This is a genomic window from Thioalkalivibrio sp. HK1 (assembly GCA_000583135.1).
Classification (GTDB): domain Bacteria; phylum Pseudomonadota; class Gammaproteobacteria; order HK1; family HK1; genus HK1.
The window spans coordinates 1-24,436 of sequence record JFBG01000039.1 but is presented as its reverse complement, the minus strand read 5'-3'; the positions used below and the strand labels follow the sequence as shown (position 1 = coordinate 24,436).

The following is a 24,436-nucleotide window of genomic DNA, read 5'->3' as shown; positions in this document are numbered from 1 at the left end:
TCTTGTTAGGATATCCAAGTCTCGGCGGATTTAGCGATCATCCAAAGAGAGATCTCTTTGCACAACGATGACGGATCAATCAAAATCCGGCATCGAGGGGATTTTCGATCCGGGAGAATCGCAAGTCGCAAGGAATCCTGTCTTGGTATAACGAAGAGCGTTTTCGGGTATGAGCCAAGTCGAGCGTCCTTGGCTTGGCGGATGCTTGAAAAACCCGGTCTGTTTCAAAGCCTGAAGGGGGAATCAAATTGCGGATTGTCTTGTTCGGATGCCCGGGTGCGGGCAAGGGCACCCAAGCCGAGTTCATCGAAAAACGCTACGAAATCCCGCAAGTGTCGACGGGCGATATGCTTCGTGCGGCCATCCAAGCCGGGGATGAGATCGGGCAAAAAGCCTCGGCGTTGATGAAGGCGGGACAACTGGTGCCCGATGGGATCATGATCGATCTGGTCAAGGCGCGCATCGCTCGCCCCGACTGCGAGCGCGGTTTTTTGCTGGACGGTTTTCCTAGGACCTCCGCCCAAGCGGTGGCTCTGCGGGAGAACCAAGTGACGATCGATGCCCTGATCGAGATCGTGGTGCCGGACGATCGGATCATCTCCCGGATGAGCGGACGACGCGTGCATCTGGCTTCCGGGCGAAGCTATCACATCAAGTACAACCCCCCTAAGCGCGAGGGGCTGGACGATATCACCGGCGAGCCTTTGGTGCAGCGAGAGGACGATCGGGAGGAGACGGTGCGCCATCGGCTCGATGTCTATCAAGAGCACTCGGCGCCGGTCATCCGATACTACGAGCAGTGGTTCGCGCAATCCCCCGAGGCCGCCCCGAGGGTGATGAAGGTCGACGGGCTCGGGACCCCCGAGGAGGTCCGCGAGCGGATTTTCAAGGCACTCGGAGAGGTGTGATGATCGACGAACAAGGGTATCGCCCCAATGTCGGGATCATCGTGCACAACGACAGCGGCCGGGTGCTGTGGGCGCGTCGGGTCGGGGGCAACGCTTGGCAATTCCCCCAAGGTGGCATCAAGAAAAACGAAACGCCGGTCGATGCCCTTTACCGGGAACTCGAAGAGGAGCTCGGCTTGCTTCCTTCGCACGTCGAGTTGGTCGGTCAGACCCGCGATTGGCTGCGTTATCGCATCCCCGCGCGCTATATCCGAAGGAAAAGCAAGCCGATTTGCATCGGCCAGAAGCAGCGCTGGTTTCTCCTGCGCCTTGTCGGCGGCGAGGAGGATGTGCAGGTTGCAGCCACGACCAACCCCGAGTTCGATCAATGGGAGTGGGTGAATTATCGACGCCCCTCCCGCGAGGTGATTTTTTTCAAACGCGGGGTCTATCGTCGGGCGTTGCGAGAGTTGATCCCCTTGATCCGTGTCCGGATCGATCGATCCTAGGGCGAGCATGAGCGATCCATCGCCGCATCCGATGGCGTTCACCGATCTGCCGCCGGGATTTTTCGCCCTCGAAGACGAGCCGGAATTCGATCCCGCCCGCCACCTGCAGTTGGAAGCCCCCGAGACCGTCTATCGTTTGGGCGAGTTCGGCTACGAAGGCGAGTCGTTGGCGGATGCCCCGGTCGATTTCGCGGCCACTTCGGTGTTTCGCATCATGAGCGAAGAAGGCGCGGCGCATCTTTATCGGATCGCCAAATCCTTGGAGCCCTTCACCACATCCAATGCCCGTGTCGAGCGCAACCTGCGCGGCGGGGTCTATCGCTCGAAATACCTGCGCGACCTTTGTCTTTCCCCCGAAGTCGCCGAGTTCATGTCCGGGATCGCCGGCATCGAATTGATGCCCCATACCATCGCCCACCAACTCGGTCATATCAACTTCAACCCGCCCGAGATCGGCCGGAATGTCGATAAATGGCATGTCGATACCCTGCGCTTCGATTACGTGATGTTCATCACCGACCCTCGCTCGAACGAGGGCGGGCAATTTCAGTACTTCAAGGGCACCCGCGATGAAGTCGATGCCTTGAAGAAAGCGGGCAAGCCCTTGCCGCCCGATCGCATCATCTCCCCGGCGATGCCCGGTGCCGGTTATGGCATCTTTCAGCAGGGGAGTCATGTCGTCCATCGGGCGAAGGGGTTGACCCGTCCCGGCGAGCGCATCACGATGGTCAACGGCTATATCCCTTGCGATCCCGCTTTTTCCGACCATGCGGCTTATGGCCAGTTGGTCGGCGTCGATCCCGCCGAGGTCGTCACCATCGAATATGGCAAGCACGCTGCGGATCATGCAAGGCGCTATATCGATCGCTATCTTTTACAGCGCGACTTTGCGGACGATCGAGAGGGTGTGGCGGAGGATCTCGAAAAAGCGGCATCGATATTGCAAACCGCTGCCCGCTATATCCGCGCCGGCCGCCAAGAGATAGAGCATTTCGGGGAGGATTGATTCATCTTTTCGTCGGCTCTTGCGGGGCGGGGCCGGATCCGGTTGGTTGCGACGGCGAGGGAGTCAGGCCGGTCTTTCTCGCCTTTTCGAGTTTTCAGGACCCCGACGGAGAGATTCCATGACGAAGCAGGCGAATGGAAAAGCAGGTTCGGCTCGAAAGAGGCGGGTGACGGTCAGGCGCAAGATCGAGGCCGTGCATCGGGTTATCCGGGGCGAGCCCTTGGAGCGAGCGGCCCGGATCCTCGAAGTGAATGCCGCCGATCTTGGCCGGTGGCAAGAGACATATAACAAGGGGGTATTGGCGGCATTGGAAACCCCGGACGATCAGCCCTATGTCGATAAAGACGAGGAGATCAAACGGCTACGCACCGAGCTGAACGAACTCAACACGGCCAGCGATCTTCTGGATAAGAAGATAAAAAGGTTGGAGGCGAGCGACTCTTTTCGGCATCGAAATCCGAGGCGATGAGCGTCCTCATAATTCTTGCCTTTCGCGAGGGGGTTGGGCATATCGTCGATATATCGGGCTAGGTAATATGGGCTGTGCAGCCGGATACCGCGATCGGCGACATCAGGGCCAATCCGCCTGCCACATTGGATCCCGATCGACCGACACCCCCGTCCTTTCGAACCATCGCATCTTGAAAAACCGCGAACATCCATGAACACCCCGCAAACGGCACCCCCCGAAGATCAGTCTCGTTGGCCGGATCGCCGATTGATCGATCTCCTCTCGATCGCGGTGCCGATCATCCAAGCCCCGATGGCCGGAGCCAACGATGCGGCGATGGCCGCCGCCGTCAGCGAGGCGGGCGGACTCGGTTCGCTGCCCTGCGCCATGTTGACCCCGGATCGCGCCCGCAGCGAATATCGGCTCATTCGCCGGCGAACGCAAAAGCCGGTCAACATGAATTTCTTTTGCCACACCCCTCCCGCCATCGATCCCGAGCATGAGCGACGCTGGAGGTCTCTCCTCGCCCCTTATTACTCCGAGTTCGGGATCGATCCCGATAAAGACCTCCCCCAAGTCAACCGCGCTCCCTTCGACGATGCGATGTGCGAAGTCGTCGAGGATTGCCGCCCCCAGATCATCAGTTTCCACTTCGGATTGCCGGCCCCGAGGCTATTAGGAAGGGTGAAGGCGGCCGGCTGCAAAGTGCTGGCCAGCGCCACCACCGTCGAGGAAGCGCGCCACCTCGCCGAACACGGCTGCGATGCCATCATCGCCCAAGGACAAGAAGCGGGTGGCCATCGCGGAGTTTTCCTAGGGAGCATGGTGGAAGCGCAGCCGGGCGTCATGGCCCTCGTTCCCCAAGTGGTCGATGCCGTCGAAGTCCCGGTCATCGCCGCCGGCGGGATCGCCGACGGAAGAGGCATCGCCGCCGCATTCGCACTCGGAGCCTCGGGCGTGCAAATCGGAAGCGCCTACCTGCTCGCATCCGAATCCATCATCGGCGACCTCCATCGCGCCGCCATCGAAGTTTCCCGCGACGACCAAACCGCCCTCACCAACCTCTTCAGCGGCCGCCCCGCCCGAGGCCTTATCAACCGCATCATGCAAGAAATCGGCCCGATTTCCCCCGACGCCCCACCATTCCCGACCGCCGCCGGCGCCATCGCCCCCCTACGCACCGCCGCCGAAACCACCGGATCGAGCGATTTCACCCCGCTATGGTCAGGACAAGCCCTCCCGCTGTCAAGACGCTACGCATCATCGACGAGCGAAAAAGCGAGCGAGCGGACGATCCGTGGGGAATCACGAAATCCCCCGATCAGCGCCGCCACCCTCACCCGCGCCTTGGCCGAAGACGCTCTCTCCCGACTGGGAAGGCTTGCGAACGAAGTCCTCGAGTAACATACCGACAAGAAATCACATGGCCAAGAAGTTGGGCATTCGGGGTATGATATTGACCTCAATGATCGTTAGGCGGAGAGATCGGATTCGGCACCCGACCAATGCCGCCGAATCTCTCGTCTTTTCTTACTCGGGAAGCCCAAAGGAGTATCACCGATGCTGGTTTATGCCAACCATCTAACATTGGAAGGCTCGGGAGCGCCGGATGCCATCTTTCGAGCGGTGGGAGGTTGGCTGAAGGAGCAGATGGGACGTGGTCTGCATCTGGCAAAGTTGAAGTCCGAAGGGAAGCATGACGGTAACAAGCGAGATGGCACACCCTCCACGCTTCGTATCTATACCGCATCAGAAGGCGCGATCGAATATTACGCATGGGTATTGAAGCATCCCGACAAGGATGACCGAGATCGACAGTGGATCACCGAAATCGGCGTCGAGTCGGGAAGTGAAAAACTCGATATTTCCTTTGTCGTTCAAACAGAGGAAATGAGTGCCAGAGTGGATCCTCCCTCTGTTTCCCGGCCAAGAGTGGTTCAGTATGTCGTCGAAAATATCAAGAAGGCGGATGATGCTAGATTTTCGGAAAAATCCATACCTGTCTATAAAACGAAACAGATCGGTGAAGGTTCTGATTCCTATAGAGCATTGCTTGCTGATATAGAGAAAGAAGACAGAAGATATCCCATCGTACTTGTAAGCCCAACAGATGAAGGTGAATATTTATTGGATGCGGACTACCTTCAAAATAAACTCATTGAACTTGCGCAAGTGGTAAGAGTAACTTCTAATTTCAATCTTGATGAAATGAAAGAGATACTACGTGAATTTTCAACATATGCGGGTGCGGTTAATATACTGTACACACCTAATAAGTTTAGAAAACTTCGCCCCTTGCGTTATTCAGCGGATAATATAAATAGCTGGGGTGATAGGCAAGATGATCGTGCATCCGAAATCCTGTCTTTGGTGACCCGCGAGACAAATAGATTCTACTATAGACTTAGAATTCGTCCCGAGAAAATCGCTCAGCGATCGATGCATCAACGCTCAGAAGAATTATTATTGAAATCTGCTAAAATAACTGCTGGTAAATATGAGGAAGAGAGAAAGAAAAATACACATGAGAAAGATATGTGGCTTGAGATAGCAGAGGATAAATCTAAGGAAGTAGACGAATTAAATAATCAAATAGATAAATTAAATGATGAAATCAATGACTTGAAAGAGAAAAATTATCAAAAAAATAATACTATTGAACACTTGGAAAATAGACTGAAAAGTGAGAAAAATGATGAAAATATAGATTTCTTAATCGATTTTCTATGTCAGGAAAATCTAACAGCATTAAATTGTTTGGAGATTATTGAGAAAATTTATGGAAATAAATGTGATGTTTTAGAAACTGCTAAGAAGAGTGCTAGAAAGTCCACTTTTGAAGAAGGAAGAGTTCTTCTCAGGCAGTTGATATTGTTAGTAACAAAATATCGAGAATCTTTGATCAATGGTGGTGGTGATAGTCAAGCTAAAGATATTTTTGGAGATGATTATGCGGCTATGGAGTCCGAAACAGTTATGGAAAATAAAAAATTTAAAAGAGCAAGAATTTTTGAGTATGATGGAAGGATGGAAGAAATGTTTCGTCATCTGAAAATAGGAGTTTCATCAGACGAGAAGAAAACAGTACGAACTCATTTTTATTGGGATGGAGAAAAGAAAGTAATTGCTATCGGTCATTGCGGAAAGCATCTTCCATTGCCTAAGCGGAGGAAGCGAAAAAATTGAATCATATTGAAAATTCACCTTGAGAAAACTATATCATGTGATAGTCAATCACTCAATCAGAGACGATTCAAGCAGGTCATCTCGGATATTTTATAAAATTGAATGACTGAATTTATGAAATACCTCCAAGACTCTAAGTAAAATCGATCAATCGCTAGAGACTTTTTAACAGATACTATATTTCGAATTCCGGCATATTAACTTGATGGTATTTGAAAAATCGAATAGTCATGAAAAATAATTGCTGCACTTTTAGAGAGAATTTTTAATAAGAGATTCTATCTCTCGTCGAAAATTGAAAAGAGATTTCAAAGAGCCATATTTCAATTCCGATAGGATGATAGAAGAGAAATAACGCTTTTGTCTAATCCTATAATTGGGAGCCATTGATATGTCCAAGCAGAATTTTTCGGCAGCGAAACCCAGTGCCAGTAACGATTTGCGCATCATTCACGGCGACAATTTGGTGGTTCTACCCTCCGTTGCGGATCTTTCCATCGCGTTGATCTACATTGACCCTCCGTTCAATACGGGCAAGGATCAAAAACGAGTCAGAATCCGTACTATTAAAGACGAGGATGGTGATCGCATCGGCTTCCAAGGCCAACGTTATCGTACCGTCAACTTGAGCGAGGCCTGCTATTCGGATGCCTTCGGTGATCGATATCTGGATTTTTTGGAACCGAGATTATGCGAGGCTTATCGGACGCTACGAGATGACGGTTCGTTGTTCTTTCATATCGACTCCAAAGAGGTGCATTATTGCAAGGTGCTGCTGGACCAGATTTTCGGACGCTCGTCTTTCATGAACGAGATCATCTGGTCTTACGATTACGGTGGTCGTTCGAAGCGTCGCTGGCCAGCCAAACATGACAATATCCTGTGGTATGCCAAAGATCCCAAACGCTACACCTTCAACTACGAAGCGATGGATCGCATCCCCTATATGGCACCGGGCCTTGTGGGAGCGGAAAAAGCGAGGAGAGGGAAGACCCCGACGGATGTATGGTGGCATACCATCGTCCCCACCAATTCTCGAGAAAGAACCGCCTATCCGACGCAAAAACCCATCGGATTGTTGGAACGCATCGTCAAAGTGCATTCCCGCCCCGGCGACCGGTTGCTGGATTTCTTCGCCGGCAGCGGAACCTTCGGCGAAGCAGCGGCCAAGCATGGCAGAAACTGCACCCTCATCGATGAGAATCCGGTGGCGATCCGTATCATGAAAAAGCGCTTGGCGCACTATAATCCGGTTGTAGAGAAAGCGAAGAGAAGACGGTGAAGTGCAAATCGTACGAATGAGTTCGATCTTGAGTAGAATCCCGGCAGATCGGGGTCAGGTATCTGGTTGAGGAACGAGAAATGCTGAATCGCATCGGAATCAAGGGCTACAAGTCGCTGCGCGATGTCGATGTGCGGTTGCAGCCGCTCACGGTTCTTTTTGGCCCGAATGCTGCCGGGAAAAGCAATTTTCTGGATGCACTGCGGCTCCTTTCGATGGTCGCCATCGGCCCTACAATCAGGCATGCCTTCTATCCTCCCTATCGCGGCAAGGTGCTCGAATCCTTTTCTTACCCTCGAGAGGGATTGAAGGGAGTGCGGAATCAAGAATCGGCCTCTTTCAGCATCGAGGCGGATTTTACGCTCTCTGATTTTGTTGTCGATGCAACCAACAAGCAAATCAGAGATATGACGCAGCCATCCGAACTCGATAAGCCTAGGGATGCAAAGAAGGTACAAAATATTGTCGAAAAGCGGGATTTACGATATCGTATCGAAGTCGAAGTATTGCCGAATTCCGCTAGATTGCAGTTGGCAGATGAGCGGTTGGTGGCCCTTGATGCCGAGGGTAAGCCATTAGGTGGTAGAGGTGATTTCAAGAATACTTTCATCTTCACTAGAAAAAAATCGAATGATGGTCGACTTATAGTAACCAAGGAAGAGCCGAATACGATGATGGTGAAGAGCATTAGATTCGATCAAAGCGCTCTTTCGCAACCCCATTATCCACCGCTATATCCATATTTGACGGCGGCGAGGCAGGAGATTGCGAGCTGGAATTTTTTCCACTTCGAACCCCTAGAGCGTATGCGTACTCCCGATCCACTCAAGCCTGCGTGGAATATCGGTGCTATGGGTGAAAATCTACCTGCCTATCTGTATACCCTGAAAGGGCAATCGCCGCGTCATTTCGGTGCCATAGAAAGAAGTTTGAAATTTTTACTTCCGGAAGTCGAAGGTATCGAAGTTTATCTCGATAATCATGGAGATGTCGAATTGAATCTTGTGAAGGATGGCGTGTCGATTTCAAATCGAATTCTCTCGGAAGGTACTTTGCGGATGCTGGCACTGCTTGCTATTGGAGGAGCGGAACAACCACCTTCCTTGGTCGGGCTGGAAGAGCCGGAAAATGGGATTCATCCGAGTCGCATTCAACTCGTAGCCGACTTGCTCAAGACTCGGGCGATTTTTACGGAGCGTTCCCAATATATCATTGCCACTCATTCGCCGATATTCGTGGACTGCGTGCCGAAAAAATCGCTTTTTGTTGTCACCAAGGGCGATGAAGGTACTCGGATAGAGCCATATTCCGCTTTCGGCTCACTCGGTCGCTGGTTCTCTGATGATCTGCCATCCGTTGACAGAGATGATAATGTAGATGAGGATGACTCCGAATCCCTCAGGGTTTCGGAAAGGATATTGCGGGGAGATTTCAATGGCTAGGATCAAGGAGCCTAAATCGCCTGAATCTTCCAAACTAATCTCCGCTTTCGGAGAAGATCGATACCACCAAGTAGTGATCGAAGGGTTGATCTGGCGTATCTCGATGGAGAAGAATGTCAAGGTTAAGACAGAATGGCGTAGTACTTATGGAGGATATGGTAGAGTGGTGAACGAAGCGAAACAATATCTTCGTAATGTGAGAGAGCAAGCGATATCGCCAGATTTGGTGGTAGTTGTCACGGATGCGAATTGCAAGGGGTATAATCAGCGCTCCAAGGAGATTTCCATCGTCAAAAATACTGTTCCGCCAGTTGTTTGTGCGATTCCTGATCCTCATATAGAGCGTTGGCTGCTGCTTGATAGTGCAGCCTTCAAAAAAGTGTTCGAAAGAGGGTTTGATGCCCCCGAGAAAAAATGCGAGCGTGATTTTTATAAGAAGCTGTTGAGTGGCGCATACATCGAAGCTGAGGCGGATCCGAGTATCGCCGGTATCGAACATGCGAGTAAAATCGTATCGGAAATGAATTTGAATCGGGCGGCGAGAGCCGATGATTCTTTGAAACGATTTCTCGATGATCTTCGCAGAGAATTTCAAGGAGATTTTCGATGACTGATAAATGTTTAATCGATGTCGCTACTTTCTGAAATATGCATCGATCCATTTTGTGTATGAGAAGATCAATCATAAAGGGCATTCTTCACCCCTTCATACTCGGCCGTTATGCCATTCTTTGGCGGTGCCCTATGTGGCATCGATCGCTACCTTGCTACCTGATACCGGAAGCGATAACAAAGCAAAAGAAATGGCTGAAAATCTGGACGGTTTAGCGCTCTAGGATTATTGAGACAACTTCCCAGGTCAGGCGATGATCGGGATTCTTCCCGTCTCGTCGCGTATGAACTGGATCGGCGAGCGATGCCCATGACTTTCGATCACCCATCTTTTGTTGTACAAATTTTTGAATCGCCAGATGGTTCGTTGAAAGTCCTTGATGCATGAGCACGTTTCCAGCCAGAACAGGTTTTACTTAGATATGCGGATGAATCGTTCGGCATAGCCGTTGCCTTACGTTAGTGAATGAAGGATGGCGACGAGTCCGATTACCAACCAACCGATCTCGTCTTGGGAGGCGCGGCTGACAGACTGCGACCCATCGTTGTGGCGGATGGGCAAGGCCCATAGCGATGTCTTTGCCGATGTCTCTGAAGCGATCTCTCACTCCCTAGGTGGATGGGTTCCAACGCTTTGATGCGCGTGCCTCGCTCAGGCCACGTGCAGCCCGAAGCAGTTCGCCGAGAGATGGTCGATAGCCGTGAAGACGGCGGCCAATCTTACGGGTACTCAAAGTGATCGTCGTCATGTCGAGCGCTGACTTTTGCTCGATACTGAACTATTAAGAAGAGTGAAAGAATGGTCATGTGTGTCAGAGAAATGATTGTCGAAATTGTCAATAGAGATTAATGGATGGCAGCACAAAAGGAATTAGTAAGCGATCGATGAGAGGAGTATTTGTGATCATTGAAAATGATGATTTTTTATATCTATTCTTGAGATAGTGTGCAGATTATGAATTCTCCTCTGTCGATATTGACAGCACTCGATCTCGTTGATGCCATGGGTCGATCGGGCAAGGGGGACGATGATCCATCGACGAAGCGCGATGTTGTTTCGTGTTCGGAGTCGAAATTTCTCGGAAACGATTTCGGTGATCGATTCACCCAATCATTGACGAGAGCCTTCACCGAGAAATCGGTGCCCTTTGGCTCGATGTTTCGCCGGGTGTTTTTCTGATCGCTTCGCCGCCAAGGGATGTTCTTTGATCCGTTCGCATATCGTCTCCGCGGTCGGTTTCAAGGTACCCCAAGAGAGGCTTTCGTCGTGAGAGAGTATGAACCATGAGTCGGTTTCCACTGGCCCCGGCCTCGCACCCCGGCTTGCCCGAGAGCCTTCGAAGTGCTCGTTTCCGCTCGATCCGGTGTACCCTTGCCGGGGTATGATCGGGTCGGTAGTGGTGGCAAGGGCTGTCAGGTGCCCGAGTCGGGCGATGGTTCCTTGGCCGGTCGGCCTGTTTTCGGTGCCGATGGAAGACCCGCCCGAGGTGCTTTTCGCCTACCTTGGCACTTAGGCGCCCACCCATCGAGTCGTTTGGTGGATAACAACAACAAGCCGCGTGATTGCGGCACTCGGATAAACCTTGTGAGGAGGAAAGGAATGAAACACACGTTGAGAACGCTCTCGCTCGCCTTGGTCACGGCTTTGGCTGCGGGCCAAGCGGTGGCCAGTGAAACCGTTCGTATCGGGGTGCCGTCTTGGACCGGGGCGCAGGCCATCGCCAATTTGCTCAAGGTGGTGGTCGAATCGCGTATCGGGGGGACGGCGGAGCTGGTTCCTGGTACCAACGCCACGATTTTTCAGGCGATGGACCAAGGCAAAGGCGATATCGATGTGCATCCCGATGTCTGGTTGCCCAACCAAGAGAGTTTCACCAAGAAATATGTCGACGGTGCGGGCACGGTGAGTCTGTCCAAAAATTCCTACGAAGGGAATCAGGGCTTTTGCGTCTCCAAGCAATTCGGTCAGGCCAATGACATCACCGATATCGCCGATCTCGGCCGCCCCGATGTCGCCATGAAAATGGATAGCGACGGCAACGGCAAGGGGGAGATGTGGATCGGGGCTCCGGGATGGGCTTCGGCCAATGTCAACGAGGTCAAGGTGCGCGATTACGGGCTGATGGATTTCATCGAGCCGGTGCGGGCCGAGGAGAGCGTGAAGACCGCGCGGGTCAAGGACTCCATCGCCAAGAACGAGGGCTATGCGTTCTACTGCTACAAGCCGCACGCGATTTGGTACATGTTCGATGTGAAGATGCTCACGGAGCCCACTTACGATCCGGCGAAATACGTCATGGTGCAGCCCTCGGATTCGGCCGATTGGTTCGAAAAGTCGATGGTCGCCACCAAGGACGCGCTCAAGAACGTGCAGATCGCATGGTCGAACTCCCTTGCGGATCGCTCGCCCGCCATCTTCGAGTTTCTCCAAGGCTTTGCGCTGACCGCGGACGATGTCAGCAACTTCGCCTTCGAGATATCGGGCAATGGCCGCGATCCGGCGGATGTCGCGAAGGAGTGGGTCGAGGCCAACTCCGAGCGTGTCGACGGCTGGCTCGGTTTGTAGGATCGAGGCGGACGAGTCGGCCGGCTTGACTGGGTTGGCCAGTCTCGGCCGGTGAGTCAGTCAAAGGCCCAAGGCGGATAACGGCATCGCCGCTCGCGGTGCCGTTATCCGATACGGGAAACGCCATGTCCGATGCGCGAACGGGCGGTGCGACCGGATCCGTCGAGGATGTCGTCGTCGACATCTCCGGTGTCTGGAAAATCTTCGGGGATAACGCGAAGGTCGCATTGCAGGCCATCTTGGAACGTGGCCTGTCGAAGGCCGCGGTGCTCGCCGAGTACAACGCGGTCGTCGGTGTCGCCGATGTCAGCATGCAAGTGCGGCGCGGAGAGATCTTCTGCGTGATGGGTTTGTCCGGCAGCGGCAAGTCCACCTTGGTGCGCCATATCAACCGGCTACTCGAGCCCACGGCGGGCAAGATCTTGATCGAGGGCACCGATATCATGGGGCTCGGCGGCAAGTCGCTGCAGCGATTCCGCAATCAAAAGATCGGCATGGTGTTTCAAAACTTCGCACTCTTGCCGCACCGGTCGGTGTTGGACAATGTCGCGATGCCGCTTGAAATCCGCAACATCCCGAAGAACGAACGGCTGCGCAAGGCCGGGGAGATCCTCGAGGTCGTCGAGCTGGGGGCTTGGGGCAATAAATTCGCCCACGAACTCTCAGGAGGGATGCAGCAGCGTGTCGGTCTTGCGCGTGCTCTGGCTGCGGACCCGGACGTGTTGCTGATGGACGAGCCTTTCAGTGCGCTCGATCCCTTGATTCGGCGGCAGCTGCAAGACGAGTTCGTCCGGCTTTCGAAGATATTGAAGAAGACGACCATTTTCATCACGCACGATCTCGACGAGGCCGTGCGTGTCGGTCATCGCATCGCGATCATGCGGGACGGGCGGGTGGTGCAGACCGGGGCGGCCGAGGATATCGTCATGCACCCTGCGGACGACTATGTCGCGGACTTCGTCGCCGGCATCTCAAGGCTCAAGGTGGTTCGTGCCCGGGCGGTGATGCAGCCGCTAAAGGACGATCCCGGCGTCGCCGCCGCTGCCGTGCCGCCGGACGATGCGCAACGCGTGCCCGCCGACGCCCCGCTGAGCACGCTGATCAACCTTGCGATCGAGAACGACGCCCCCATCGCGGTCATGGAGGATGACCGGATGATCGGGCATATCACCCGCGGCGATATCCTCAAAACCGTGATCGAAGGCACCGAAGTGTCATGACCGGACAAAGCGAACAAAGCGAAACACCGGCACCTGCAAGCCGAGATCGCTTGGATCGAAGAGCACGGGTCGAGGAATTCGTGCGCACGAATCCGAAGTGGTATGCCTCCTCGTTCGAAGAGATCGGCGACAAAGCAGGTTTCCACCCGACCTTCAACTGGGCTGCCGGACTCTTCGGCCCCATCTGGTTCGGGGCGCGTGGATTATGGAAGTGGGCGTTGCCGTTCTTGGTCGTCGAGACCGTCGCCTTCGTCTATCTGGCGCGCGGACTCTTCGGCGATTTGGCGGCGGATGCGCGCACGCGGATCGCATCCATCGAAGGCACGCTCGACTTGCGCCGCCGGCAACTCGAGGCGGCGATCGAAAGCGGCTCCGAGAAAGTGGCGGTCTATCAGCGCGCCGTCGATTCCCTCGAAGGGGCGATCGGAGGGATAAGAGCCGAAGCCCAACGATTGGAAGACCAAGCGATCTGGATTGCGCTATCGGGTCTGGTGCTGCTATTGCTGATCAAACTCGTTCAGGCGGTCGTGGCCAACACCGCCCTCGAAGCCCGCTTCTCCCAATGGCTGTCGGATCCCGGCGTCCCATCGGGCCTTCCGGTGCAGCAGATCGTGGTCAGCGCGGTATTCATGATCTTGATCGTCGGCGCCGCCACGCTCAATTACAGCTATCCCGGACAGTTCGACCTGCTCTCGGTATTCCCCACCGACCCGGACATTCGGCTTGTCAGCATCGCCGGGGTGGAGAGTTTTTTCGAAGCCGCCGTCAAGCACGGCGAAACCCTCTTCGACATGATCACCCTCGGCATTCGCCTGATCCTCGATGCCTTGGAATTGACCTTCGTGCAAACGCCGTGGATCGTGATCGCAACCTTCATCGTCCTGCTCACTTGGTTATCCGCCGGCGTGCGCACCGCCATCTTCACCGGCGCCTTCTTGGCCTATATGGGATTGCTCGGATTTTGGGTCAAAGCCATGACCACCTTGGCCTTGCTCGGCACCGCGGCTTGTTTATCGATTGCCATCGGCATCCCCCTTGGCATGTTTTGCGCCCGCAGACCTCGGCTTTACGCCGTGATCCAGCCGATCATGGATTTCATGCAGACCATGCCCGCCTTCGTATTCATGATCCCCGTCATCGCCTTTTTCGGCACCGGCAAACCGGCGGCGGTGGTCACCACCATGATCTTCGGCGGCACCCCGGTAGTGCGCCTGACCGTCCTCGGCCTGCGCGGCGTGCCCGAAAGCGTGCGCGAAGCCGCCATCTCCTTCGGCGCCGGCAAATGGTATTTGCTCACCCGAGTCGACCTACCGCTCGCCGCCCCCTCGATCCGCGCCGGCATCAACCAAACCATCATGCTCTCCCTCGCCATGGTGGTGGTCGCATCCTTGATCGGCGCCAAGGGCTTGGGCGAGGACGTGCTCGAAGCCCTGCAATACGCCAACGTGGGACAGGGCATCTTGGCAGGCTTTTCGATCCTGTTCTGCGCGATGATTTTGGATCGCATCGTTCAGGGGGCGCGTAAGTAGCCCATAACATCCAAGCGTCCAAAAGATATCCCGCTCATGTTCGAATTCGGAAGAAGCCTCGAATGATTCCCCTTATCGATCGAGTGATACAACGAGTGAAATCTCTATTGATAACCATCCCTTCGGGCAAAGAGCGTTACGAAGTGTAAGGGATGGTTGTTTCCGCGCCGCCGATGTGACCATCGCAAGCACCTAGGAGTGACCGTCGATAGGTTCGAAAACCAACCGGAATATCCCTCACTACCTATTTTGATTCGTTGCCATGTAAGCCCCCATTGGTTTCCGTGATAGTAATAGAAGGAGATTTGATTGTGATCAAAAAATATGGTAGTCTATGCGTGGTAATTTTTCGGATCATCAACGGGGCTAAGCCCTTAAATAATGAGGATCTCTAGATGAAATTGGAAGATCTAAAGCAAGGAATTGTAGTGCGCGGCATTCTTCCGGATGTATTGGTCACAGTGATTAGGGTGGAGTGGTCTGGCTCTGATGCGCTGGAATTGACTTATAAGCTACCAGAAGGAAAACCTGACATTCGTCTTTTGTATCGTGAAGATGAGGAAATATTAGATGTTATAAAGCCTGATCGATTTTTGAATTTTGAAGGGGACGGCGCTCTTTTTCGACTCGTTTCAGAGGCTATGAGAATTCGTCATGCTCATTTTTTTGATCCGCTATTGGCGATACATAGCTCTAACATTGATCCTTTGCCACACCAGATTACTGCAGTTTATGAATCGATGCTGCCGCGTCAGCCATTGCGCTTTCTACTGGCAGATGACCCCGGAGCGGGAAAAACTATCATGGCTGGTTTGCTGATCAAGGAATTGATGGCTCGCAGTGATGTGAAACGTTGTCTGGTGGTTTGCCCCGGTACTCTTGCCGAGCAATGGCAAGATGAACTCATAAATCGCTTTCAGTTGAATTTTGAAATTCCTACTAAAGAGCAACTTAGTTCCGCTCTCTTTGATAATTGGTTTGCTAAGCATAATCTCGTGATTGCCCGTCTTGATCAGTTTTCGCGTAATGACCTCTTACAGGAAAGATTGAAATCGCCTGATTTTCATTGGGATCTAATCGTCTGTGATGAAGCACATAGAATGTCAGCAACATATTCCGGAGATGAGATTAAGTATACTAAGCGCTATCAGTTGGGTAAATTGCTATCTACGCTGACGCGTCATTTTCTATTGATGACTGCAACTCCACATAATGGTAAGGAGGAAGACTTTCAGGCCTTTATGGCATTGCTTGATGGTGATCGCTTCCAAGGTCGCTATCGCGCCGAATTCCATCAAACCGATGTATCTGATCTTATGCGACGCATGGTCAAGGAAGATCTTATTAAATTTGACGGTACCCCGCTTTTTCCTGAGCGAATTGCGTGTACTCTTCCTTTTAAACTTTCGAAAAAAGAATCTCTTCTTTACGAAAAAGTCACTGCTTATGTGCGCGAAGAATTCAATCGGGCAGATGCGCTTGGAAAAGACAAAAGAGTCGGTACCATCGGATTTGCTTTGACTATTTTGCAGCGTCGCCTTGCATCATCTCCGGAAGCCATCCATCGATCTTTGCAAAGACGATGCGAGCGCTTGGAAGATCGCTTGAACGAAGAAATTGAAAAACAAAATCGTAGCAAATATGATTATGAATCTACAAGATATATTAACGATTCTCAGTCAGATGAAAAATTTATCAATGATTGGGAAGATGTCTCTGAGATCGAACACGAAGGAATTGAAGGAGAGATACTTGATCGTGCTACAGCTGCTCGCACAATTGAAGATCTCCAAAAAGAGATCGAAATTTTGAAGTCGTTAGAAAAGTTGGCACGTAAAGTTAAGGATGATGGAGAGGATAAGAAATGGTTAGAACTTGCGAATTTAATTGCAGAGATATTTAATAAAAAAATATTGGCTACGAATGAATCATCAAAGTCAAATAATGTTCGTCAAGATCGAAAAAATATCAATTCGAATTTTCTGAAGCAAGAGAAATTGGTTATTTTTACCGAACATCGTGACACGCTCAATTATCTAAATCTACGCATTAATGATTTATTAGGGCGTCCTGAGACGACAGTTGTTATTCATGGTGGCATAAAACAGGAGGATCGCACTAAAAACCAAGAAAGATTCAGGCATGATCCTGAAGTGAGAATTCTATTAGCCACGGACGCTGCCGGAGAGGGTGTCAATCTTCAGAGTGCTCATCTGATGGTCAACTATGATTTGCCTTGGAACCCAAATCGACTGGAACAGCGTTTTGGTCGTATTCATCGTATCGGACAGACAGAAGTCTGTTACCTTTGGAATTTGGTGGCGCAGGGAACTCGCGAAGGGGATGTCTATCAAAGGCTGCTTGAAAAAATCGATCAAATTCGAAAAACACTAGGAAAGAGTGGAGGTAAAATTTTTGATGTTCTAGGCAAGCTGCGTTTCGATGGAAAATCTCTACGCGATTTTATTATAGAGGCAGTTCGCTCCGATGGTGATCGAGAAGATGTTCAGGTACGCTCTCACACTGCGATCGACAGTGAGCTGAATTCGGAGCGTTTGAAAAATCTAATAGAAGAGCATGCATTGACATCTGAGATGAGTGACATACAAATTCAAAAGATCGGGCAGGATATGGAGCGAGCACAGGCAAAAAAACTACAACCGTACTATATTGAATCTTTTTTTTATGAAGCCTTCAGGCGACTTGGTGGCCAAATTCGACCGTATGAATCGAATCGTTATGAAATAAAAAGTATACCGATATCTATTCGGGATTATAACGAAAGTATAGGTCGAGGAGGTTCTATATCGTCGAATTATAAGTATATTGTCTTCGAAAGAAATCTGATGCCAGATGACGTATCTGCTGAATTTATTTGTCCTGGTCATTCTCTCTTGGATGCAGTGGTTGCCTTGACACTTGATCAGAATCCAGATCTTCTAAAAAGAGGCGCAGTATTGGTTGACGAGGGAGATATAAGAAAAAAATCTCGCATCCTTTTTTATTTTGGGCAAGAAATTAGAGATGCTACTTCTAATGATAAGGGTGGACAGCGTATTGCTTCTAAACGCATGTTTTATATCGAAATGAATGAAGACCGAAAATTTCATCGTTTGGAATATGCACCATATCTGGATTATCGCCCTTTGAAAACAGATAATAAATCTGATTCTGATCCGATTCCTGCTATGATTATTGAAAGTGAACAATGTGCTTGGATTTTTGATTCCAATATAGAAAAAAATGCGAGAGATTATGTAATTGAAAAAATTACTCCAGAACATTTGAAAGAAATTAGGAAATCTACGCAGAGCCGAGTCAAAAAAATTAGAGATGCAGTCAAAGACCGGTTAACCAAGGAAATCAATTATTATAATCTGGAAGCTAATCAAAATGATGACTCGGCCAACACATGGATATCTCGAACTGATCACCCTAAATCCAAAGAATTCGCAAATATGTACAGAAGACTTGCAAACCATTCTCGTCGTAAATCTGAGGATCTTAGCAAGCGGATGGAGAATAGACTTTGTCAGCTGAGTCTTCAAGAGAGAATGGTTCCTTCATCACCAGTCGTATTGGGCTGTGCTCTGGTGATCTCGCAAGGGTTACTAAATGAATTGAGAGGTAGTGTGTCAGGACATGATCGATTGCACTCTGATACCCAAACTTCGGCAGCCAAGGCTCGGGAAATCACGATGGAGGTCGAAAGAGGACTTGGTAATTCACCAGTTGATAGGGAAACGGAGAAATTGGGTTATGATATCGAGAGCAGAATGCCAGATGGTCGACTCAGATTAATCGAGGTCAAAGGGCGAATCAATGGGGCGCCCACGATTACCGTGACTCGTAACGAAATCCTATATTCGCTCAATAATCCAGAGAATTATATCCTGAGTATCGTCGAGTTTTTCGAAAACGGCGATCATAACGTGCATTACTTATATAACCCTTTTCGAAAGGAGGCAGATTTTGATGTGACGAGTGTCAACTACAATATTGCAAAGCTATTGAAGCGAGCGCAGCCGCCCTCATAAATCTCATATTTCATCTACTATTCGATATGTATATGAAAAAAACTGATTGGAGTTGTATTGTTGCTCAATGTGATTAACGAGGTTTTGACGCAAGAAAATTCATTTAGCAGAAGATAGGCGATAATGGCCGCTCTATATTAAGTCTTTCTTATGTGGAACTATTGAAAGGTTTGACGGTTAGATTCGGCAGCGAAAGTAGCGTATCTACGAGATATCGAGCGTTTTGATAATCTATCGAAATCATGATCTATCGATAGAATCCGGGTAGCGGGTATAGAGGCGCTATCGACTTGTCGTCTTGACGTTAGATCGTCGTCATCTCATGCCCTAGGGTTATTTGAGACAATGATTAAGACTTGATCCAACACCTGATTTTATGGGATAACACAGATATCTCATGGCAAATCGTATGAGAGGTCGACGGCCAAAAAGGGAGCGTTTCTCGGAAATTGAGAATGATGATGGTGCGCAAGATCGAGGCCACTGTGCGAGTGATTCGAGGTGAGCCTATGGATCTGGTCGCCCGGAGTTTCGAGGTGACGGCCGCCGATGTCAGTTGCTGGTACGAGTCGTTCTTTGAATAGGCCGAGTGTGCTTTCGAAAGAGAAAAACTCGGATTCTTTCGACCAAGAAGGTCAGCAGACTGGAATCTTTATCGGGTTCGAACACCATGGACAATGAGTCGCTGCGCGAGAAGATCGAGAGGATGGAGGCGGGCGTCCTTTTGTGCAGAGGAGGTCGAGGCAATGAGCGTCGTCATCTCTTTCCTTCACGAAGAAAGCTTACGGCCTGTTGCGGGTGTGCCGGGCGTGGAAGATCAGCCGCTCAGGGGTGTATCGCCATCTGAATGTAGCCAAGGCCGGTCGTCCTCGCCAAAGGCCGGGGCCACACGGCGATCTGCCCGATGCGCCAATGACCGAAGCCATCGAACAGGTCATCAAGGACAGCCCGTTCCATGGCGAGCAAGGTGCACGCGCGCCTGCGATACAAGGGTATTCGCACATCGCCGGAGCGGGTCTTGTGGCTCATGCGTGGAATAATGGGCCGCTCGCCAAGTCCTGTCGGGGGCCCGCGGTCTCATGACGGAACCATCATCCCCGCCGATAAGTCAATGAGATGTGGGGCACCGATATGACGACGACTGCTTTCGAGTTACCGGAAAGATTGGTTGCCGTCTTCGTGGCCATCAACCATCTCTCGGCGAAGCGCATTGGGCTGCACATGGCCCGAGCGAGGCATGCGCTTTGAAGCGTTGGAGCCCATCCGCCAAGGAGTGAGAGTGCGCTTCGGGGGCATCGGCAAGGACATCGCTGTGGGCCTTGCCCATCCGCTACGACAACGGGTCGCAGTATGCCAGCTGCGCCTTCTAAGATGAGATTCGCTGATGGGGAATCGACTCATCGCCGTCCTTCGGTTGCTAACGTAAGGCAACGGCTGCGCCGAGCGATTCATCCGCAGACCTAAGGAAAACCTGCTCTGGCTGAAAACCTGCTCGTGTATCGAGGGCTTGCAACGAGCCCTCCGGCGATTCAAGGCCGTGTACAACGAATAATGGATTATCGAGCGCCATGGGCATCGCTCGCCGAGCCGGTTCATACGCGACGAGACGGGAGGAATCCCGATCGTCGCCTGACCTGCGAAAGTTGTCTCAATAACCTCTGGTGCGCTAGACTTCTTCTTAATATGAGGTTCGTCTTTGAACGCTTCGATTCGGGTTTCAGAAAAGGAAGAGAGGGCGGCTATGAACTCGCTTGCGAAGAATGAGGGGGCGCGGGCGTCCGACCTCCTTCGAAAGGGGCTTCGAAGAGTCTTCGTGGATCGCGGCAAGGAGCGGAGGGCTCGGCAATGACTTTCAAGTCTTCGAAAGATTCGGTCTTCGGTTTGATTGCCGGATGGTGGGAGGTCGCCCGCCCCGGCTTTCTTTCCCTCGTTTTCTTCGCTTTGACCTTTGGTCTGATTGGCGGGGGGATATATGCGGCTTGGGCGATAGGCTTCTACGTTTCGAAAGTTCAGGCGAACGAGGGGGGCATCGCCCGGTTGACGGAGGATATGTCGGACGTCAAGGAAGAGCAGATCGCCATTCGCTATGAGATCGTCGCGCTCCGGGAGGACTTCCGAGGTCTTCGAGCCGATGTCGATACCCTTCGAGCTGACGTCGATACCCTTCGAGCCGACGTCGATACCCTTCGAGCCGACGTCAGTACCCTCGCAGGGCAGATGGGCGAGGTGCTGGCGATCGTGAAGAGGCTCGAAAAGCCTTCATCGGATTGATCGAAGGGGATGATGGCTCCGTCATGAGCGCGCAGGTCACGGGTCAATTCCCGACAGGACTGGCGAGCCATCCGTTGTTCCACGCATCAGCCGTAGAACCCGCACTCGCGCCGTGAGGATGTCCTTGTATCGCAGGCGCGCGTGCAATTTGCAATGCCCCTCGCCTCGCGGAACGGACCTGTCCTTGACGACCTGTTCGATGGCATCGGTCAAAGCCTCATCGGGCATCGCGCCAATCGGCCCCCGCTTGCGGGCCTGCGGACGACCGAGTTTGGCCGCATCCAAATGACGATACACGCCGGAGCGGTTGACTTCCCACACCCGACAGACCCGCGAAACGCCGTGAGTTTTTTCGTGAAGGAAAGAGATGACGGCGCTCATTGCCTCGACCTCCTTTGCACAAAAGGGCGAGCCGTCTCCATCCTCTCGATCTTCTCTCGCTGCAGTTCGTTGTCCATGACGGTCGAACCCAACAAGGATTCCAGACTGCCGACAAAGCACACTCGGCCCCATTGAAAAGCGCCTCGTGCCAACGGCTGACATCGGCGGCCTTCACCTCGGAGAACCCGCCTTTCGGGGTTGTTGCCCTCTCCTACGATTTGCCATGAGACACCTGCGTTATCCCATAAAACCAAGTGTTGAATCAAGTCTTAATCATTGTTTCAAATAACCGTAGGGCGGGGAACCTGCTCTTTTATCTTGAACATACCGTTTGCGATGGTGATTGCGTCGGCGGAGGTGGCTCGCGTCCCGTTTCCCGGCGCATGCTCTGTGTCGAGATCGACGAAGAGTGAAACGCTCGCCGCTTGCAATATGCACCTTATCTGGATTACCGACCGTTGAGAGACCCCGACGAGGGTGATTCCGATATCGAATCGATCCTCGATAGCCCGAAGTGCGCTTGGATCGACGGCGATTTGGAGAATAAGGTGAAGGAGTATGTGATCGAGAGGATTGCCCCGGGCACGTCAGGGAAGTGAGGGATTCGAGGCAACGCCTGATCGACAAGACCCGATTCGAGGTTAAGGATCGCTTGGCGAAGGAGAACAGCCATCGGGATCGGCGGGCTGCCGATCTTGGTTTCAACGAGCAGATGGGTATCGAGAGCAAGGGGACAAGGCTCAACGCTGCGATGGCTCGTCGTCGTGCCGAGGTTTTGCAGGAGAGAATAAGGGCGAGGCTGCGTGAATTGGAGCTCCAAGAGCGGATAACGGCGCTGACGTCGGTCGTCTTGGGGGGGCTCGTGATCCCGAAAGGGCTGCTGCGCGATCTGCAAGGCTCCGAGATGATCCCCGCATCGTGCCCGGACACCCAAGCGTTGGCGGTTCGAGCTCAAAGGATCACGATGGAAGCGGAAAAAGCCTCGGTTTTGAGCCATTTGATCGAGAATGCGAGAAATTGGGCTACGATATCGAGAGTAGGACACCCGACGGTCGGCTCAGGTTCATCAAGGTCAGGGGGCGGGTTAGCGGGGCGCCCATGATTACCGTGGCTCGCAGCGAGATTCTCTGCTCGCTCGACAAGCCCATTGCGTACATTTTGAGCATCGTCGAGTTCTTTGAAAATGGCGATCACGAGGTGCACTATGTGCGCCGTCTCTACCGGAAGGATTTGGATTTCGAAGCGTCGAGCGTCAGTTACAGCACCGCGAAGCTGCAGGCGCAGCCACCCTCATAGTCACTCACATTGAAGACCCCTGCGGATATGCATACGAGAAAGAAACTGATCGAGGTTGCGCTGCCTTTGGATGCGATTAATGACGCTTCCGTGCAAGAAAAGGCATCTGGGGCTAGTCCGCACCCTCGGGGATTGCACCATTGGTGGGCTCGACGTCCGATGTGTGCTGCACGAGCGGTGCTCTTCTCTCAGTTGGTGGACGACCCTTCCGAGTACACGGATGAGCTATTGGCGGATAAAGATAAAAAATTCGCGGCGGAATATGAACTGAAGAAGAGGTTGGAGGGTTTTGAACAACGGAATGAGGATCCAGATGAGAATGAGGAAATCATATCCGTTCAAAGTTTTGAAAAGCCGACATTGAAAAAGGTTATCGCAGAAATTGAACGGGAACGGCTCTTCGGTATCATCAAAAAGATGATTCTTCGGAAAAACGCTGATTCTGATGAGGCTATAGAGGAGGCGCAGGAAGAAATTTGGCATACTTGGCGGCGAACATGCGCAGACAATAAGGATCATCTACGGGCGAAAGAGATTTTCGATCCCGAAAAACTGCCCGCCTTCCACGATCCTTTTGCTGGTGGTGGCACCCTGCCGCTGGAAGCTTCTCGCCTAGGTTTGGAGAGCCATGCTGGAGACTTGAATCCAGTCGCAGTGTTGATCAATAAGGCGATGATTGAGATTCCTCCGAAGTTCGCGAATCGTCCTCCGATTAATCGGGTTTCCAGAGCGGATAAGAATCTAGTTGATCGCGAATGGAAAGGGATGGATGGGATCGCCGAGGATATAGTTTACTACAGTCGATGGATACGGGATGAGATGGAAAAGCGCATCGGTCACTATTATCCGAAGATCCAGATCAGTGCCGATATGGTTGAAGAGAGGCCAGATCTGGAATTCTATAAGGGACAGGAACTTCCTGTGATCTCTTGGCTTTGGGTGCGCACAGTCAAAAGCCCCAATCCAGCGCTTTCCGATGTCGATGTGCCCTTGGCTTCCAATTTTATGCTTTCGACTGCGATAGGGAAGGAAGCCTATATCAAGCCGATGATTGAGGGTGATCGTTATCGCTTTACAGTAAAGATCGGTAAACCCATTGATATGGAGAGTAAGAAAGCAGGAACTAAGATCGGAAGGGCGAAATTCCGGTGCTTGATTTCCGGAGTACCAATTGAAAGTGAATATATTCGTGGTGAGTTCAAGGCGAAGCGATCGGGGATGAAATTGATGGCTATCGTAGTTGATGGAAATCCCGGCCGTATCTATTTGGATCCGATTCAGATGCATGAAAAAGCGGCCTTTGAAGCGAAACCGAAATGGCAGCCGGAAGAGGAGATGGGTAGTAAATTTAGTGATTTGCGCGGTTATGGAATCTCTTGTTGGAACGAGCTCTTCACTTCACGACAGTTACTGGCGTTGACGACATTTTCGGATTTGATTGGTGAAGTAAATGAGCAAATTAATAGAGATGCTCTATCGGCAAATATTATAAATGATGAAAAATCGCTACGAGAGGGTGGTGTCGGTGGAAAGGCATATGCCGAGGCAATAGGTATTTACCTTGCGTTTACTTTTGATCGTTGCGTTAGCTCTTCCAATGCGTGCACTCGTTGGCAAGTGGGCTATCAGAAAACCGCTGGAATTTTCGGTAAGCAGGCCATCCCGATGGTTTGGGATTTTTCTGAAGTAGGTATTTTGAATGATGTCATCGGGGGTATCGTTCCAACAGCAAAGATAATTGCAAAAAGTAGTAAAGAGATT

The 24,436-nt window shown here is 51.7% G+C and carries 19 protein-coding genes and 1 pseudogene; 19 read left to right on the top strand and 1 reads right to left on the bottom strand.

What is annotated here, in order from left to right; all coding sequences use genetic code 11:
• Positions 1 to 248: 248 nt before the first annotated feature.
• The 15 genes and pseudogenes from adk to BF99_RS0111075 all read left to right on the top strand — a co-directional run bounded on the left by adk (position 249) and on the right by BF99_RS0111075 (position 20,998).
• Entirely contained in the window at positions 249 to 908 is a 660-nt protein-coding gene (gene adk / locus BF99_RS0111185) for an adenylate kinase (RefSeq protein WP_025770921.1), read from the top strand.
• Positions 908 to 1,396 carry an RNA pyrophosphohydrolase gene (locus BF99_RS0111180; RefSeq protein WP_025770920.1) on the top strand — a complete coding sequence of 163 codons (489 nt, stop codon included), beginning with the start codon at positions 908 to 910 and terminating at the stop codon, positions 1,394 to 1,396. Before adk ends, BF99_RS0111180 begins: the two co-directional genes overlap by 1 nt.
• Before the next feature lie 7 nt (positions 1,397 to 1,403).
• Positions 1,404 to 2,402 (top strand): hypothetical protein, encoded by a 999-nt coding sequence (locus BF99_RS0111175; protein WP_025770919.1) that lies wholly within the window; start codon positions 1,404 to 1,406, stop codon positions 2,400 to 2,402.
• A gap of 118 nt (positions 2,403 to 2,520) precedes the next feature.
• Entirely contained in the window at positions 2,521 to 2,871 is a 351-nt protein-coding gene (locus BF99_RS0111170; RefSeq protein WP_025770918.1) for a transposase, read from the top strand.
• A gap of 192 nt (positions 2,872 to 3,063) precedes the next feature.
• Positions 3,064 to 4,257 carry an NAD(P)H-dependent flavin oxidoreductase gene (locus tag BF99_RS0111160; RefSeq protein WP_025770917.1) on the top strand — a complete coding sequence of 398 codons (1,194 nt, stop codon included), beginning with the start codon at positions 3,064 to 3,066 and terminating at the stop codon, positions 4,255 to 4,257.
• A 156-nt stretch (positions 4,258 to 4,413) separates the two neighbouring features.
• On the top strand, positions 4,414 to 6,039 hold the full coding sequence (locus BF99_RS0111155) for a hypothetical protein (protein ID WP_156013279.1): 1,626 nt from the start codon (positions 4,414 to 4,416) through the stop codon (positions 6,037 to 6,039).
• Between the two features lie 391 nt (positions 6,040 to 6,430).
• Positions 6,431 to 7,321: a DNA-methyltransferase gene (locus tag BF99_RS0111150; protein WP_051482883.1), complete on the top strand. Its 891-nt coding sequence runs from the start codon at positions 6,431 to 6,433 to the stop codon at positions 7,319 to 7,321.
• A gap of 80 nt (positions 7,322 to 7,401) precedes the next feature.
• Positions 7,402 to 8,763 carry an AAA family ATPase gene (locus BF99_RS0111145; RefSeq protein WP_025770914.1) on the top strand — a complete coding sequence of 454 codons (1,362 nt, stop codon included), beginning with the start codon at positions 7,402 to 7,404 and terminating at the stop codon, positions 8,761 to 8,763.
• Positions 8,756 to 9,373: a DUF4276 family protein gene (locus BF99_RS22520; RefSeq protein WP_081759232.1), complete on the top strand. Its 618-nt coding sequence runs from the start codon at positions 8,756 to 8,758 to the stop codon at positions 9,371 to 9,373. The genes BF99_RS0111145 and BF99_RS22520 overlap by 8 nt, the downstream gene beginning before the upstream one ends.
• A 1,602-nt stretch (positions 9,374 to 10,975) precedes the next feature.
• Entirely contained in the window at positions 10,976 to 11,941 is a 966-nt protein-coding gene (locus tag BF99_RS0111120; RefSeq protein WP_025770912.1) for a glycine betaine ABC transporter substrate-binding protein, read from the top strand.
• A gap of 125 nt (positions 11,942 to 12,066) precedes the next feature.
• Positions 12,067 to 13,161, top strand: coding sequence for a quaternary amine ABC transporter ATP-binding protein (locus BF99_RS0111115; RefSeq protein WP_025770911.1), 1,095 nt, complete (start codon positions 12,067 to 12,069; stop codon positions 13,159 to 13,161).
• Positions 13,158 to 14,690 carry an ABC transporter permease gene (locus BF99_RS0111110; protein WP_025770910.1) on the top strand — a complete coding sequence of 511 codons (1,533 nt, stop codon included), beginning with the start codon at positions 13,158 to 13,160 and terminating at the stop codon, positions 14,688 to 14,690. The genes BF99_RS0111115 and BF99_RS0111110 overlap by 4 nt, the downstream gene beginning before the upstream one ends.
• 395 nt (positions 14,691 to 15,085) lie before the next feature.
• Positions 15,086 to 18,727: a helicase-related protein gene (locus BF99_RS0111100; RefSeq protein WP_025770909.1), complete on the top strand. Its 3,642-nt coding sequence runs from the start codon at positions 15,086 to 15,088 to the stop codon at positions 18,725 to 18,727.
• Positions 18,728 to 19,182: 455 nt separating this feature from the next.
• Positions 19,183 to 20,276: pseudogene (locus tag BF99_RS24005) on the top strand (IS3-like element ISMtsp5 family transposase); the annotation flags it as partial.
• Between the two features lie 296 nt (positions 20,277 to 20,572).
• On the top strand, positions 20,573 to 20,998 hold the full coding sequence (locus BF99_RS0111075) for a hypothetical protein (protein ID WP_025770908.1): 426 nt from the start codon (positions 20,573 to 20,575) through the stop codon (positions 20,996 to 20,998).
• A gap of 36 nt (positions 20,999 to 21,034) precedes the next feature.
• Here the strand turns inward: BF99_RS0111075 and BF99_RS0111070 are convergent, their stop codons facing one another.
• Positions 21,035 to 21,379: a hypothetical protein gene (locus tag BF99_RS0111070; protein ID WP_025770907.1), complete on the bottom strand. Its 345-nt coding sequence runs from the start codon at positions 21,377 to 21,379 to the stop codon at positions 21,035 to 21,037.
• A gap of 458 nt (positions 21,380 to 21,837) precedes the next feature.
• On the opposite strand from BF99_RS0111070, the gene BF99_RS22950 reads away from it, so the two are divergent.
• The 4 genes from BF99_RS22950 to BF99_RS0111050 form a co-directional block, all read left to right on the top strand.
• Positions 21,838 to 21,978, top strand: a complete 141-nt coding sequence (locus tag BF99_RS22950) for a hypothetical protein (RefSeq protein ID WP_156013276.1) — start codon at positions 21,838 to 21,840, stop codon at positions 21,976 to 21,978.
• Positions 21,975 to 22,481 (top strand): hypothetical protein, encoded by a 507-nt coding sequence (locus tag BF99_RS23430; protein WP_197019113.1) that lies wholly within the window; start codon positions 21,975 to 21,977, stop codon positions 22,479 to 22,481. Before BF99_RS22950 ends, BF99_RS23430 begins: the two co-directional genes overlap by 4 nt.
• Positions 22,397 to 22,675 (top strand): DUF3883 domain-containing protein, encoded by a 279-nt coding sequence (locus BF99_RS23425; RefSeq protein ID WP_025770905.1) that lies wholly within the window; start codon positions 22,397 to 22,399, stop codon positions 22,673 to 22,675. Before BF99_RS23430 ends, BF99_RS23425 begins: the two co-directional genes overlap by 85 nt.
• A gap of 9 nt (positions 22,676 to 22,684) precedes the next feature.
• The coding region (locus BF99_RS0111050; RefSeq protein ID WP_231471373.1) for a DUF1156 domain-containing protein at positions 22,685 to 24,436 on the top strand (1,752 nt) is incomplete at its 3' end.

What these genes read in the sequence shown, in the direction of transcription:
- BF99_RS0111180 (WP_025770920.1), top strand. Translation starts at nt 908, where the DNA reads ATGATCGACGAACAAGGGTATCGCCCCAATGTCGGGATCATCGTGCAC.
- BF99_RS0111175 (WP_025770919.1), top strand. Translation starts at nt 1,404, where the DNA reads ATGAGCGATCCATCGCCGCATCCGATGGCGTTCACCGATCTGCCGCCG.
- BF99_RS0111170 (WP_025770918.1), top strand. Translation starts at nt 2,521, where the DNA reads ATGACGAAGCAGGCGAATGGAAAAGCAGGTTCGGCTCGAAAGAGGCGG.
- BF99_RS0111160 (WP_025770917.1), top strand. Translation starts at nt 3,064, where the DNA reads ATGAACACCCCGCAAACGGCACCCCCCGAAGATCAGTCTCGTTGGCCG.
- BF99_RS0111155 (WP_156013279.1), top strand. Translation starts at nt 4,414, where the DNA reads ATGCTGGTTTATGCCAACCATCTAACATTGGAAGGCTCGGGAGCGCCG.
- BF99_RS0111150 (WP_051482883.1), top strand. Translation starts at nt 6,431, where the DNA reads ATGTCCAAGCAGAATTTTTCGGCAGCGAAACCCAGTGCCAGTAACGAT.
- BF99_RS0111145 (WP_025770914.1), top strand. Translation starts at nt 7,402, where the DNA reads ATGCTGAATCGCATCGGAATCAAGGGCTACAAGTCGCTGCGCGATGTC.
- BF99_RS22520 (WP_081759232.1), top strand. Translation starts at nt 8,756, where the DNA reads ATGGCTAGGATCAAGGAGCCTAAATCGCCTGAATCTTCCAAACTAATC.
- BF99_RS0111120 (WP_025770912.1), top strand. Translation starts at nt 10,976, where the DNA reads ATGAAACACACGTTGAGAACGCTCTCGCTCGCCTTGGTCACGGCTTTG.
- BF99_RS0111115 (WP_025770911.1), top strand. Translation starts at nt 12,067, where the DNA reads ATGTCCGATGCGCGAACGGGCGGTGCGACCGGATCCGTCGAGGATGTC.
- BF99_RS0111110 (WP_025770910.1), top strand. Translation starts at nt 13,158, where the DNA reads ATGACCGGACAAAGCGAACAAAGCGAAACACCGGCACCTGCAAGCCGA.
- BF99_RS0111100 (WP_025770909.1), top strand. Translation starts at nt 15,086, where the DNA reads ATGAAATTGGAAGATCTAAAGCAAGGAATTGTAGTGCGCGGCATTCTT.
- BF99_RS0111075 (WP_025770908.1), top strand. Translation starts at nt 20,573, where the DNA reads ATGACTTTCAAGTCTTCGAAAGATTCGGTCTTCGGTTTGATTGCCGGA.
- BF99_RS0111070 (WP_025770907.1), bottom strand. Translation starts at nt 21,379, where the DNA reads ATGAGCGCCGTCATCTCTTTCCTTCACGAAAAAACTCACGGCGTTTCG.